The organism is Volucribacter amazonae (assembly GCF_029783845.1).
GTDB classification, from domain to species: Bacteria; Pseudomonadota; Gammaproteobacteria; order Enterobacterales; family Pasteurellaceae; genus Volucribacter; species Volucribacter amazonae.
The window spans coordinates 2327501-2341477 of record NZ_LWID01000001.1; the positions used below are offsets into that span (position 1 = coordinate 2327501).

The window sequence follows — 13977 nt, forward strand, 5'->3', positions numbered from 1 at the left end:
CTGAAGTAGGTCCCAAGGGTATGGCTGTTCGCCATTTAAAGTGGTACGCGAGCTGGGTTTAGAACGTCGTGAGACAGTTCGGTCCCTATCTGCCGTGGGCGTAGGATAATTGAGAGGGGCTGCTCCTAGTACGAGAGGACCGGAGTGGACGCATCACTGGTGTTCCAGTTGTCTCGCCAGAGGCATTGCTGGGTAGCTAAATGCGGAAGAGATAAGTGCTGAAAGCATATAAGCACGAAACTTGCCTTGAGATGAGTTATCCCAATCTAAGGATTGTAAGGGTTGTTTGAGACGAAGACGTAGATAGGCTGGGTGTGTAAGTGTAGTGATACATTGAGCTAACCAGTACTAATTGCCCGAGAGGCTTAACTATACAACGCTGTAGTGTTTTTGCTGAGTAGAGGAAGTAGCGAAACAAAGCGAAAATAAAGTGAAGTAAAGAAAACGACAAATAAAGAATAAAGATTCAGACGATAGAGAATAGAGAGTTAAAGTAGACAGCTTGTTTTTGAAGTTAAAGAGAAGAAGAATAAAGAAAGGACAGAATCGAAGTAAAATCATCAAAGGAATTATCTTGGCGGCGATAGTGCGGTGGTCCCACCTGACCCCATGCCGAACTCAGAAGTGAAACGCCGTAACGCCGATGGTAGTGTGGGGTATCCCCATGTGAGAGTAGGTCACCGCCAGGTTGTTATGAATAGCGCCCCTGTTGTGAAGCAACGGGGGTTTTTGTTTATTAAGAATTAAGAAAAAATATTTTAAAACTAACCGCACTTTATTTAAACCTCTTATCTAAATATTTTACTAAAATTGGTTATAAATTTTTGAAAAACAAGATAAATCGATCTAGAATAATTAACTTAAAGATAAATATAATCAAATAGGTATAGAGTATGATAGATCCAAATTTATTGCGTAATAATTTAACTGAAGTAGCAGAAAAATTAAAAATAAGACGTAATTTTGAATTAGATATTGATAAAGTTAATCAATTAGAAGAAAAACGTAAAGCCTTACAAGTAAAAACCGAGTCTTTGCAAGCAGAAAGAAATACTCGCTCTAAATCTATTGGTGCGGCTAAAGCAAGGGGAGAAGATATTAGTGGGTTATTGTCTGAGGTTGATCATCTTGGGGTGGAGTTAACTTTAGCTAAAAGCCATTTAGATGAAGTTTTGGCGGAGTTAAATCAAATAGCCTTGACTATTCCAAACATTCCTGCTGATGAAGTGCCTTTAGGTAAAGATGAAGCAGATAATCAAGAAATTTTACGTTGGGGGACACCAAGAACCTTTGATTTTGAAGTAAAGGATCATGTGGCTTTAGGCGAGCAATTAAAGGGGCTTGATTTTGCCGCTGGCGTAAAATTGAGTGGTGCTCGTTTTGCGGTGATGAAAGGGCAAATTGCTAAATTGCACCGAGCATTGGCGCAATTTATGTTAGATTTGCATACGGAACAGCATGGCTATGCGGAAACTTATGTGCCTTATTTGGTTAATCATGCGAGTTTATATGGTACGGGGCAATTACCTAAATTTGGTGAAGATCTTTTTCATACACAGCCTTTAGAAGGAGAACAACCTTATGCGTTAATCCCCACTGCGGAAGTACCTGTTACTAATCTTGTGCGTGATGAAATTCTTGAGGAAGAAAATTTACCGTTGAAAATGACCGCACATACTCCTTGTTTCCGTTCTGAGGCAGGATCTTATGGACGTGATACGAGGGGATTAATCCGTATGCATCAATTTGATAAAGTGGAAATGGTACAAATTGTCGCTCCAGAAGAATCTATGGAAGCATTAGAAGAATTGACGGGACATGCTGAACGTGTATTGCAACTGCTTAATTTACCTTATCGTAAAGTATTATTATGTAGTGGTGATATGGGATTTGGCGCTTGTAAAACCTATGATCTCGAAGTATGGTTACCTGCCCAAAATACTTATCGTGAAATTTCTTCTTGTTCTAATATGTGGGATTTTCAGGCTCGTAGAATGCAAGCTCGTTGTCGTGCTAAAGGCGATAAGAAAACACGTTTAGTGCATACGTTAAATGGTTCTGGTTTAGCCGTAGGTCGTACACTTGTTGCCATTTTAGAGAATTATCAGCAAGCAGACGGTTCAATTATTGTACCAGAAGTATTAAGATCTTATATGGGTGGAATTGGTATCATTGGTCATTAATCGGATTAAAGGGAAATATTTTTCCCTTTAATTATTTTTTATTCAATTAGACATTAATTTGTTTAAAACCTTTGCAATCGTTTTTGCTCTATAGCATAATAGCCAATGTGATTTTATCACGCTTATCTATGGAAGTCCTTTCGGTTCCTCGCAACAACCTCTGATTTACTCGGTCAGGTTCGGAAGAAAGCAGCCAAAGTCAGAATGTTTGTGTGCCGAGTTTAAGCTGGGAGGACTTCCACCCAACTCTCCTCAAATTTAATCAATACGTTTAACTAAGCCACTGAAATAGCCATTTGCTTGAAGTAAGCTATGGTAATTGCCTTGTTCGATCAGTTTGGCGTTATCAATTAAATATAATTGATCAAATTGTTCTAATGCGGTTAAACGATGGGTTACCATAATAAGGGTTTTGTTTTTGCTATGTTCAAGTAATAAGGCAAGGATTTGTCGTTCTGTTTCACGATCTAAGCCTTCGGTAGGTTCATCTAATAATAATATTGGGGCATTGCTCAGTAATACCCTCGCGAGACCAAGACGGCGTTGTTCGCCACCAGAAAGGGGACGCCCGCCATCACCTAACCATAGATCTATACCTTGTTTATTATTTATTAAATGGTTTAAGCCTACTTGTTGCAGGACAAGAAGGATTTGCTGCTGACTTAATGGAATATCAGTGGCTATTTGTAAATTATTACGTAAGGTATCACTAAATATATGTACTCGCTGGGTAAGCATACAAATTTGTTGGCGTAATACATTTTCCTTATAAACAGTAATAGGCTGCCCATTTAGCAATAATTTACCTTGGTTAGGATCATAATTGCGTACTAATAATTGTAATAAACTTGATTTTCCGCTCCCTGTTTTGCCTAAAATAGCAATTTTTTGACCTTGGTAAATGGTTAGATGAATGTTTTGCAAAGCAGGATTGCTCTGTTGTGGGTAATAGAAACTCAGTTGCTCTATGTGAATCAGTGGCGTGGTTTGGGGAGAGGTTAACCAATTTTGTTTACCACTGAAATTTACTAAAGGGGATTGCTGAGTTATATCATTAACTCGTTCTGCTGATGCGATTACTTGACCTATATGTAAGAATGCTGTGCCGATAGGCATCAGAATTTCAAAAGTTGCTAAAGCACAAAACGTGAATAATGCAATCATTGCCGCTTTATAAAGCCCTTGCCCTAATTCGGCATTGGCGGATAACCAAAGTACTGCAACTACCAATAGACCATTACAAAATAATAAAAGTGCGGTAGAAAATCCCGCTAAATTTGCTTCTTTAGCTTGCAGAGATTGCCATTGTTGTTCTGTCTGGTTAAGTACTTGCTTATGCTGATTTTGGGCATTAAATAATAATAATTCTGCTTGGGCTTGAATAAACTCAATAAATTGAGTGCGATATTTGGCACGTTGTTGTACTAATTGATAGCCAAATTTTTTACCTAAGTGATAAAAAATTATAGGAATAACCAAAAGTAATATGAATAGGGTTATACCAATAAATAATGCAATTTTTACATGAATAAAACTTAATCCAATGGTAATCCCACTGATTACAATGATTGCACTAATAAAAGGGGCAAGTAAGCGTAAATACAGGCTATCTAACGTATCTACATCTGCCACTAAACGATTAAGTAAATCACTATGGCGATAGCGATTTAATACGGCTGGAGAAAGAGGAATAATTTTAGTAAAAATGCTGACACGTAATTTCGCAAGAATGCGAAAGGTAACATCATGGGTAATAATTTTTTCCACATAACGAGCGGCGGTGCGTCCAATAGCTAATCCTCTCACGCCTGCAGAGGGATAAAAAAAGTTAAATAATGTGCCTGCCCCTGCAATTGCGGTAGCGGCAAGAAACCAACCTGACAGGGTTAATAAACCAATACTGGCAGCAAGCCCCGTAATCATCAATAGAATACCTAAAAAAAGTTGAAATTTATTATGCTTAAATAAACGAATAAAGGGGAATAATGTACGCATATTAATTGATTTCCAAATGTCTATCGGCTAATAATTGAGCAAAGAAGCCAGTGTTTTTTAATTGTGAAAAATGACCCTGTTGCAAGATTTTTCCTTGTTGCATCACTAAAATTTGGTCGCATTGTTGCAAATCTTCTATACGATGGGTAATCATTAATGTCGTTTGTAAACGACTTATTTGCTGTAAACTTTTTAAAACTTGATTTTCAGATTGTGCATCAAGGCTTGCGGTGGGTTCATCAAGCAGTAACAGTTTACTTTGTTTTAATAAGGCTCGAGCTATGGCTAAACGTTGTGCTTGACCAACGGAAAGTCCAATGCCTCCCTCTTTAATTTCATAATCTAAGCCTAATTTATCGGTAAAGTCTTTAGCGAGTGCCTGTTTCAATGCTTGTTCAATTTGTTGCTCTGTGGCTTGTAGTTCTCCTAATAAGAGGTTGTTTTTTATACTTCCTTGTAATAACAATGGATTTTGCCCAACCCAAGCAATTTGCTTACGCCATAAAGAGGGATCAATTTGCTTGAGTTCTTGCCCATTAATTTTCAAGCTACCCTCATAAGGTAAAAAACCAAGTAATACATTCATTAGCGAGCTTTTTCCAGCACCACTTTGCCCTACCAATGCGGTATGACTATAAGCGGGGAGCGAAAAAGTTAAAGGCTGGCTTAAAGGGCTTCCTTGTGGCGAAAGTATTACTAAATCTTGTGCTTCAATAGTGATTGCTTGAGTTGGGGAAAAAGTTGGCACTGGTGTATGTTGTGTTTCAATGGTTGTTTGTTGTAAAAACTCCTCAATGGCATCAGCTGCCCCAATCGCTGCTGAGCGATCATGATAATAAGTGCCTAAATCTCGGAGAGGTTGATAAAACTCAGGGGCAAGAATTAAGCAGAAAAAGCCAGTAAATAATGTAATCCCTGTATCATAATGCCCGAAGTTTAACTGCCCTAAATAACTAAAACCAAAATAGACCGCCATAATCGCAATGGAAATTGAGGTAAAAAATTCCAGTACTGCGGAGGATAAAAATGCCATTTTTAGCACGTCCATAGTGGTTTTACGAAAATCCTCAGTGCTTTTTTCAATATGTTGAGTTTGTTGTTGAGCTTGATGAAACAGACGCAGGGTTTCTAATCCCTGTAAGCGATCTAAGAATTGAGCGCTAAGGCGAGCTAATGTAGCCATATTACGTTGGCTACTATCGGCGGCAGCAAGCCCTACTAAAATCATAAAAATAGGAATAAGCGGCGCAGTAACCAATAAAATTGCCGCAGCAACCCAGTTTAAGGGCAATATAGCAATTAAAATTACAATAGGCACAATAAGGGAAAGCATTTGTTGGGGCAAATAACGTGCGTAGAAATTATGTAAATTTTCTACTTGTTCCAACATAATACTTGCCCAAGCACCAGCGGGTTTTTGTTGAATAATGGCTGGACCTACCTGATGAATTTTATCTAGTATTTTTTGTCGCAGAATATTGCGTAATTGCTGACCGCAACGAAATCCGATACGCTCTCTCAACCAAAGTATTGTTGCACGTAGGGCAAAGCCAACAATTAACAATAAAAAGGGAACAATGAGCTCGGAACTTGTGGTTTGTTGCATAATCAAATGATCAAGGAGATAAGCAAGTAAAGCTGTTTGTGCCACTAAAATAATTGAACTGAAGCTGGCTAATAAGATATTGATATTGAGTAACTTTTTTATTGGTTGTTGCTGTTGTCTAAGCCATTTTTGTAGATAACGTTGTCGAGTTTTCTGCATATTTATGATGATAATTTTAACTTGATTTATAGTGAATATGATACGCTACTTTGGGCTTAGGATAAATATTATCAATCAAGAAATTCAAGGTTAAGATTTGTTTAAAATCAAGTTAAGTGGTTTTTGGGATTTTTTGCTTTTGTTTCTTCGTCATTGATAACGGTTTTCGCCGTTGGCGACTTACTTTCTTTGCTTGCACAAAAGAAAGTAAGCAAAGAAATGCACCCCCTAGAAAAATTCTGATCCTGTGTTTCAACTTGAACCATCACGCCACATTTCTGAACTTGCCTTGTTTTGCAAGGCTCAGACAGCAGAAATGTGCCTATGGTTCTAAGTTTTACATAGGGAATTTTTAAGGGGGAATGATCGGAAATATCTCTATTTTTGGGAAAAAATTAAAAAACCACCGCACTTTTGAATAAAATTAAAACTTAAAAATAATTTATTATCAATAATTTACCGACAAAATAACAATAACGCTCCTTTACCCCCTTAAAAAGCCCCAGCCTAAACTTAGAACGATAGAATAATTTTGGCTGTTTGAGCGTAGCGAGTTCCAAAATTATTCGTATATCGTTCTTAGTGAAAGGCTGGAAAAGGCTTTTTCTAGGGGGCGTGTTTCTTTGCCTACTTTCTTTACACGAGTAAAGAAAGTAGGGCGCACGAATGTGCGAAATACATTTGTGAAGTCGGAGAAATGAAAGTGAAAAAATAATCTCAAAACCCACCGCACTTTTTCATTTAATTTTCGCTTAATTTATGCTTGGGCATCTAAAAAACGTTCAGCATCTAATGCTGCCATACAGCCAGTGCCAGCGGAAGTAATAGCTTGGCGGTAGTTATGATCCATAACATCACCCGCGGCGAATACTCCCTCTACTGATGTTGCGGTGGCATTGCCATCAAGACCTGATTTTACTAAGATATAACCATTTTGTAAGGCAAGTTGATCAGCGAAAATGTCTGTATTTGGCGCATGTCCAATGGCAATAAAGACGCCATCTAGTTTAATTTCTTCTCTGAGTTCAGATTGCGTGTCCTTAATACGTACCCCTGTAACGCCCATATTATCGCCTAATACCTCTTCTAAAGTGCGGTCAGTATGCAGAATAATTTTGCCCTCAGCGACTTTTTTCTCTAAGCGTCCAAGTAAGATTTTTTCGGCACGAAAGCTATTACGGCGATGAATAAGATGGACTTCACTAGCGATATTTGCTAAATAAAGTGCCTCTTCTACTGCTGTATTTCCTCCCCCAACAACGGCAACAGGTTTGTTGCGATAAAAGAAACCATCACAGGTGGCACAAGCAGATACCCCTTTGCCCTTATAGGCTTCTTCTGAGGGTAAGCCTAAATATTTGGCAGATGCACCAGTGGCGATAATTAGGGCATCACAACTAAAGGTATTAATGTCGCCGTACAATTTGAAAGGACGCTGAGATAAATCCACTTTATTGATATGATCAAATACAATTTCGCTGTCAAACTTTTCCGCATGTTGCAACATGCGTTGCATTAATCCTTGTCCTGTGGTGTGTTCAAAATCGCCCGGCCAATTTTCAATTTCGTCCGTTGTGGTAAGTTGCCCACCTTGTTGCATACCTGTTACTAAAACGGGGTGTAAGTTTGCCCGAGCGGCATAAATTGCTGCGGTATAACCTGCTGGGCCTGAACCAAGAATTAATAATTTACAATGTTTCACTTCAGTCATAATCAATCCTTAAAAAATAATTTGTGGGTTAAATTATAAAAAATAGGTAATTTCTATACCAGTAATTAATATAATAGGGAATACATCATGCGACGGTATTTAGTGGTAATAGGATCATTATTACCGATAGCAGAAAGAATGGCTAAAAATTGTTGTTTTACCTCGCCATTTTCAGCAGAGAGATCTTGTTTAAGAATATTAAACAATAACGCCAATGCTTCTTCATTACGGTGTGCTTGATGTAATTGTAATGCCAATTTTAAGGCAATCTCAGAGGAGGGATTACGCTGATAATCCGCTTGTAATTGTTGAATTTCTGGGGTATCGGCTGCTTTTATTAATAGATCAATTTGTGCTTGTAAACCTTGCCAACGACTATCACGATCTTGAATGGGTATTTGATTTAAGATGTCTTGTGCCGGTTCAATTTTTTTTATCGCAATATAGGTTTCAGCATAAAGCAAGGCAATTTCACTATTTTTTTTATCTGACAATGTCCAAGCATCTTTTAGTAATGGAAGTGCATCAGTATAGTTTTGGTTGGCTAATAAATCTAATGCCTGATTAAATTTAATCTCTTCTTCTTTGGGCAGAATAACGGATAAACGTTGTTGAAGATCTTGTTCTGATAATGCCCCAGGGAAAGCATCTAATGCCTCGCCATTTTTAAATAAATAGGTGGTGGGTAAGGCTTGAATTTGGAAACGAGCAGCAATCATTTGTTGCGTTTCGCAGTTGACTTTTGCGAGGATAAATTGTCCAGCAAATTGGTCAGCAATTTTTTCTAATAAGGCTAAAAAATCAGCAGATTCTTGGTGGCTAGGCGCATAAAAATTAAAAACTAAGGGCGTTTGTTGCGAGAGTTGTAAAATTTCGCTGAGATTTTGTTCATTAATATCAATAATATATTGGTTTTGCTTCATAATTTTTCTCTTGAGTAAATAATCATAGGGATTATTGTATAAGAAATTACTGAGGTTCAGCAAATTTTCTGTGTAGGCGTTAAATTCAGTAGATTGGTCTGTTTTTTAAAAAAGCAGTTTGTTGTGTTATGGGTAAATTAATGTAAATTATTCACTTTTTCTCTGCAATAAGATTGTGTAAGTCAAAAAAGTTGAGTATATCTAAATTCTCTCTATTTTAGAGATAGCACAACATTATTAACAATTAACTTAAATGTAAGGGGCTTATTTATGAAAAAATTATTTAAATATACCTTAGTTTCTGCATTAGCGATGGGGGCGTTGTCTGTACAGGCTCAAGAGAAATTTATTACCATTGGGACAGGTGGGCAAACAGGGGTGTATTATGTGGTTGGGCAATCTATTTGTCAGTTAGTTAATCGTGATACAGCAAAAACGCAAGTAAAATGTAATGCACCATCTACGGGGGGATCGGTAGGGAATTTAAATTCCATTGCCGCCCAACAAATGGATATGGGGATTGCACAATCAGATTGGCAATATCACGCTTATAATGGCACAAGTTCTTTTGAAGGCAAGAAAAACGATAAGTTGCGTGCAATCTTTTCGTTACATGCCGAACCTTTTACCTTAATGGCTCGTGATGATTCAGGTATTCAATCTTTTGATGATTTAAAAGGTAAACGTGTGAATGTGGGCGATCCCGGCTCAGGCACAAGAGCAACAATGAATGTTATTTTAGGCGCTAAGGGTTGGACGGATAAAGAATTTAAAGTTGCTTCTGAGTTAAAACCAGCGGAAATGGCATCGGTAATGTGTGATAATAACTTAGATGCCATTACTTATAATGTAGGACATCCAAATGGGGCATTAAAAGAGGCTGCCGCTTCTTGTGATGTCCATTTAGTTCCTGTTACTGGCGAAGCGATCGATAAGTTAGTTGCCGATCATTCTTATTATGCGAAAGCAATTATCCCGGGTGGTTTATATAAGGGAAGTGATGAACCTGTAGAAAGCTTTGGGGTTTATGCTACTTTAGTGACTTCTGCCGATGTTGATGATGATAAAGTTTATGCGGTTGTGAAAGCGGTATTTGATAATTTTGACCGTTTTAAACGCTTACACCCAGCCTTTGCTAATTTAAAAGAGCAAGAAATGATTAAAAATGCTCTATCAGCACCATTGCATGAGGGTGCAGTGCGTTATTATAAAGAACGTGGTTGGATTCAATAATTCTTTTTCCTCGTGATTAAAGGCAGCTTGTCTGCCTTATTTCATTATTTTATTCATATCTTATGAATTATAGCTTAATTCATTGCATTAGATTATTTTGTCGGAGGAAATATGTCGGCAACAAGTAAAAAAGTAGATTATGATGATTTACAGGATATGGTGGCTTCAAATGATTCAGGTGGTCGTAATCCTACAGGACTAACCAAAAGAATTATTGTTGTTACCGCAATATTATGGTCGGTTTTTCAACTTTATTATACTTCTCCTTTCCCCTTTTGGTTACAAGAGGTGTTAAGAGATTGGGGAGTTAATTTAAATGTGGTTATTGATGATACTAAAGCACGTTCTATTCATCTTGCTTTTGCATTATTTCTAGCCTATCTTTCATTTCCTGCTTTTGCTACCTCTCCTAAACATAGAGTGCCTTATCAAGATTGGCTATTTGCAACCTTGGGGGCATTTTTAGGGGCTTACTACATTTTCTTTTATGAAGGTTTAGTTACCCGTTTTGGTGCACCGAATACACAAGATATTTTAGCCGGTTGTCTAGGGATTATTTTATTGCTTGAGGCGTGTCGCCGTAGTTTAGGATTACCGTTAGTTATTATTGCTTCCGTTTTCTTACTCTATAACTATTTAGGGCAATATTTGCCCACTAATTGGTTAATCAGCCATCGTTCGGGATCTTTATCACAAATTATTAATCAACAATGGATTACCACTGAAGGCGTGTTTGGTGTTGCTTTAGGTGTATCTACCAAATATGTTTTCCTTTTTGTACTTTTTGGCGCTTTGTTGGATAAAGCAGGCGCTGGGAATTATTTTATTAAAACCGCTTTTGCTTATTTAGGGCATTTAAGTGGTGGTCCAGCGAAAGCCGCGGTGGTTTCCTCCGCATTAACGGGATTAGTATCAGGCTCTTCCATTGCTAATGTGGTAACCACAGGGACTTTTACCATTCCAATGATGAAACGAGTCGGTTTTACCCCAGAAAAAGCAGGGGCGGTGGAAGTGGCTTCTTCGGTTAATGGGCAAATTATGCCACCCGTTATGGGGGCGGCGGCATTTTTGATGATTGAGTATGTCAATATGCCTTATAGCCAATTAATTACTCACGCTTTTTTACCTGCATTAATTTCTTATATTGCCTTGGTGTATATTGTGCATTTAGAGGCTTGCAAAATGGGATTAAGGGGGCTAGAACGCACAGATCTACCTCGTCCGATGTTGGTAATGTTAATTCGTACCTTGGCGAATTTCTTAATTATTTGTGCCTTATATTTTGCTTTAGAGTTTACTTTGGGCTGGATAAAAAATGTTTTCCCTGATTTCTCTTTTGCTATTGTGTGTTTATTATTAGCGATTGTCTATTTGCTATTATTGCGTCGAGTGGCGAGTTTCCCAGAATTAGAGCCTGATGATCCTAATGCAAAAATCGTGAAATTACCTTCAGCTAAACCAACGGTAAATGCGGGCTTACATTATCTCTTACCTGTAGTAGTTTTACTTTGGTGTTTAATGATTGAACGTATGTCGCCGGGCTTATCTGCTTTCTGGGGAACAATGGCGTTAATGGTAATTCTACTCACTCAGCGTCCATTATTAAGCCTTTTCCGTCAAGATCAAGCCGATAAAAGTCAATTATTTAAACAAGGCGTAACGGAATTTATTGATGGCTTAGAAGCTGGTGCGAGAAATATGATTGGCATAGGCATTGCTACTGCCACCGCTGGGATTATTGTGGGCGTGGTTGCTTTGACAGGCTTCGGCGTTCAGCTATCGGGCATTATTGAAATGTTATCAATGGGTAATATTTTATTAATGTTAATTTTAGTGGCGGTCTTTAGTTTAATTTTAGGTATGGGCTTGCCGACAACGGCGAATTATATTGTGGTTTCTTCCTTAATGGCATTGGTTATTGTGGAGGTGGGACGTCAAAATGGGCTGATTGTACCGCTGATTGCTGTGCATTTATTTGTATTCTATTTTGGTATTATGGCAGACGTAACGCCACCAGTGGGGCTTGCTTCTTTTGCGGCAGCAGCCATTTCAGGGGGTAGCCCAATAAAAACAGGGGTTGAGGCGTTTTATTATAGCCTAAGAACCGCCATTTTACCCTTCTTGTTTATTTTCAATACGGATTTATTGTTGATTGATGTAGGCTGGGCAAAGGGTATTTTGGTGTTTATTACCGCAACGGTAGGGATCTTGGTCTTTACTGCGGGTACGATGCGGTATTTCTTAACCAAAAATAAACTTTGGGAAAGTTTGGTATTGATTATGGCGGCCTTTATGTTATTCCGTCCGGGCTTTTTTATGGAATATATTTCGCCGTCAGAACGCCATATTGAACCTATTCAATTTGAACAGGAATTAGCTACATTGCCACAAGGGGAACAAATTAAGTTAGAAGTATCGGGCTTAAATCCTTATGGTAAAGAAATCACGTTCTATGCCCAGTTAGCTGTCCCCGCTGGCGAAAATGCGGAGCAACGTTTACAAGCTCTAGGCTTAATGTTGTTAGATACGGGCGAAAAAATAACGGTTGATGGAAAATCAATATCAAAAATCTTAATTGATAATGTAGAAATTGATTCGCCAGCGGCTAAAGCTGGCTTGAATTGGGATCAAACCATTCTTGATGTGGCATTACCACAGCCTGCATTGGCAAAAGAATGGATATTTATTCCTGCATTATTGTTGATTGCTGGCGTTATGCTAAATCAACATCGTAGAATAAAAGGTAAATAAACGAAAGTGCGGTCATTTTTAGCAAAATTTTCTGAAAATTGACCGCACTTTTCTTGTTTTGATTACAAAGGATAAATGATTATGTATAGCAAATTATTACTCGTTATTGATTTAAATAATCAAGAAACTGCGAAATATGTGGTGGATACGGCTTTACAATTAACAGAAAAGGTAGAAAACCCTATTTTTCGTGTAGTAACCATTGTAGAGCCAGTTGATGACAGTTTTATCTCCGCATTTTTACCGAAAAACTTTGATAAATCGCTGGTAGAAGAAGTCAATAAAGCACTGCACCAGTTTACTCAACAACATTTTCCTGCGCAAGCCAAAGTGCAACATATTGTTGCCCATGGTACTATTTATGAAGAAATTAATCGTATTGCAGAAGAAAAGGATATTGAATTAATTTTAATGTTAGCCAGTAGTCAACCTGATATGGCAGGGTTAAGTAGTAATACAAGGCGTGTGGCAAAATATGGTAATAAGCCCGTATTAATCCTGAAATAAATAGGTGTAGTGATAATAAACAGAATCTAAAATAGCGTATAATATAGTCGTTCCACTTTAGAATAATACAGCGTTGGCACGCCTCGCCGTACTATCTGTACTGTCTTCGGCGTGCCGCCTTGTCTTATTTTAAATTGAAATGACTATAGTGCAGTTTATTGATAAATTAAGGATTAATTGAAATGAATAATATTATTACGGTAGATGGACCGAGCGGTGCAGGAAAGGGAACATTATGTTATGCCTTGGCACAGAAATTAGGTTTTGCACTGTTGGATAGTGGTGCTATTTATCGTGTTACTGCTTTAGCCGCATTAAAGAAATCCATAGATCTTGCCGATGAAACACAACTTGCCAATTTAGCCAGTCAGCTAGATATTCAATTTTTAGCCGAGCAAGGTGAGGTCAAAGTCTTGCTTGATGGGCAAGATGTCAGTGCTGACATTCGTACTCAACCTGTGGCGGAAGCGGCATCTAAAGTGGCGGTTTTTGCACAAGTTAGGTCGGCATTATTGCAACGACAACGAGATTTTGCGAACAACAAAGGGCTGATTGCCGATGGGCGAGATATGGGAACAGTGGTTTTTCCAGAGGCGTCCGTTAAATTATTTTTAGATGCAAGTGCGGAAGAAAGGGTGAAAAGACGCCTTAAACAGTTGCAAAGTAAAGGAATTAATGGTAACTTTAGCCAGATTTTAGCCGAGATAAAAGCACGAGATTTGCGTGATAGAAATCGGGCGGTTGCACCGCTTGTTCCAGCGCAAGATGCTTTGTTGCTAGATTCTACAGCGTTATCCATAGAACAAGTTGTGGAACAAGCCTTAGCTTATATTGATCAAAAGCTAAAATTATAATAGGTTTTGTTTATTCAAGGAATGAATAAACGATTATGATCAACCCCACTTTTAA

General features: G+C 38.1%; 9 protein-coding genes, 2 rRNA genes and 1 other RNA gene (1 of these 12 running past the window's edge). 8 read left to right on the plus strand and 4 right to left on the minus strand.

Going from position 1 to position 13977, the window contains the following annotated elements:
- The 4 genes from A6A20_RS11140 to ffs all read left to right on the plus strand — a co-directional run.
- Window positions 1-373: ribosomal RNA gene (locus tag A6A20_RS11140) — 23S ribosomal RNA — on the plus strand (it extends 2638 nt beyond the left edge of the window).
- A 200-nt stretch (window positions 374-573) separates the two neighbouring features.
- Window positions 574-689: ribosomal RNA gene (gene rrf, locus A6A20_RS11145) — 5S ribosomal RNA — on the plus strand.
- Between the two features lie 204 nt (window positions 690-893).
- Window positions 894-2183, plus strand: a complete 1290-nt coding sequence (gene serS / locus A6A20_RS11150; RefSeq protein ID WP_279573493.1) for a serine--tRNA ligase — start codon at window positions 894-896, stop codon at window positions 2181-2183.
- Window positions 2184-2321: 138 nt separating this feature from the next.
- An RNA gene (gene ffs / locus A6A20_RS11155) (signal recognition particle sRNA small type) lies at window positions 2322-2418 on the plus strand.
- A gap of 23 nt (window positions 2419-2441) precedes the next feature.
- On the opposite strand, the gene cydC is transcribed toward ffs, so the two are convergent.
- The 4 genes from cydC to A6A20_RS11175 form a co-directional block, all read right to left on the minus strand.
- On the minus strand, window positions 2442-4178 hold the full coding sequence (gene cydC / locus A6A20_RS11160) for a heme ABC transporter ATP-binding protein/permease CydC (protein ID WP_279573494.1): 1737 nt from the start codon (window positions 4176-4178) through the stop codon (window positions 2442-2444).
- A gap of 1 nt (window position 4179) precedes the next feature.
- Window positions 4180-5943 carry a heme ABC transporter permease/ATP-binding protein CydD gene (gene cydD / locus A6A20_RS11165; RefSeq protein WP_279573495.1) on the minus strand — a complete coding sequence of 588 codons (1764 nt, stop codon included), beginning with the start codon at window positions 5941-5943 and terminating at the stop codon, window positions 4180-4182.
- A 757-nt stretch (window positions 5944-6700) separates the two neighbouring features.
- Window positions 6701-7654, minus strand: coding sequence for a thioredoxin-disulfide reductase (trxB, locus tag A6A20_RS11170; protein WP_279573496.1), 954 nt, complete (start codon window positions 7652-7654; stop codon window positions 6701-6703).
- A gap of 65 nt (window positions 7655-7719) precedes the next feature.
- A complete protein-coding gene (locus A6A20_RS11175; protein WP_279573497.1) occupies window positions 7720-8577 on the minus strand; it encodes a co-chaperone YbbN in 858 nt (285 codons plus the stop codon).
- A gap of 270 nt (window positions 8578-8847) precedes the next feature.
- Here A6A20_RS11175 and A6A20_RS11180 point away from each other — a divergent pair, with 270 nt between their 5' ends.
- From A6A20_RS11180 to cmk, 4 genes are all read left to right on the plus strand, one after another.
- The gene (locus tag A6A20_RS11180; protein WP_279573498.1) at window positions 8848-9810 is read left to right on the plus strand and encodes a TAXI family TRAP transporter solute-binding subunit; all 963 of its coding nucleotides are present in this window, start codon (window positions 8848-8850) and stop codon (window positions 9808-9810) included.
- A 111-nt stretch (window positions 9811-9921) separates the two neighbouring features.
- A complete protein-coding gene (locus A6A20_RS11185; protein ID WP_279573499.1) occupies window positions 9922-12561 on the plus strand; it encodes a TRAP transporter permease in 2640 nt (879 codons plus the stop codon).
- 81 nt (window positions 12562-12642) lie between these two features.
- On the plus strand, window positions 12643-13068 hold the full coding sequence (locus A6A20_RS11190; protein ID WP_279573500.1) for a universal stress protein: 426 nt from the start codon (window positions 12643-12645) through the stop codon (window positions 13066-13068).
- Window positions 13069-13250: 182 nt separating this feature from the next.
- Window positions 13251-13922, plus strand: coding sequence for a (d)CMP kinase (cmk, locus tag A6A20_RS11195; RefSeq protein ID WP_279573501.1), 672 nt, complete (start codon window positions 13251-13253; stop codon window positions 13920-13922).
- Window positions 13923-13977: the final 55 nt, after the last annotated feature.